General features: G+C 58.7%; 1 pseudogene. It reads left to right on the top strand.

The annotated features are described in order from the left end of the window. Positions 1–374: pseudogene (locus EN991_RS38705) on the top strand (hypothetical protein); the annotation flags it as partial. Between the last annotated feature and the right edge of the window lie 287 nt (positions 375–661).

The following is a 661-nucleotide window of genomic DNA, read 5'->3' as shown; positions in this document are numbered from 1 at the left end:
CATTCGCTCTCATGACGCGCGGCCAGTACTCTGGCCTGACAACCCAGCCCGTGAAGGGTGGGGAAGTGCTCATCGCGTTGCAGCGCGACGGGCAATCCAAGGTCGCCGACGCGCTGTCAAAAGGGGCACGTTTTCAGCTCTACCTGGCGCTCAGGCTTGCCGGGTATTACGAGTTCGCACAGTTTCGACCCGCAGTACCATTCATCGCCGACGACATCATGGAGACCTTCGACCATGTCCGGTCGGAGGAGGTTTTCAGGTTGTTTGGGGAGATGGCAAGTGCAGGACAGGTAATCTACCTGACACATCACCAGCACCTGTGCGAGATCGCCAAGACTGTAGTGCCGGGCGTAGCGGTCCATGAGCTCGGATGAGATTGGACTTACTTGATGCGCTGCGGAAATACCGTGCTGTTCGATTTTCCCCTTAGCTAGTCTAATCGACATTTCCAAGCGCCGGCTTTGGCGTCAGCTTTGCGCCTGAAGCCGGACCTAGAGGCCAGCTTTGCCTATTCCGAAAGCCGACGTTGCAGGCGACCGCTCGGGAGGTCGCCGTCGCGCCGCACGCGGTCATTTTCAACCTTGCGATTGAATGGCTACTTTGGCCGGTTTAACGGACGTGGGTAGCCATGCGCCTGTCGGCCTCCACGGGCATTGTACGC

This window comes from Mesorhizobium sp. M7A.F.Ca.US.005.03.2.1 (genome assembly GCF_003997795.1).
GTDB lineage: Bacteria > Pseudomonadota > Alphaproteobacteria > Rhizobiales > Rhizobiaceae > Mesorhizobium > Mesorhizobium ciceri.
This window is presented reverse-complemented; position numbering and strand designations above follow the sequence as displayed.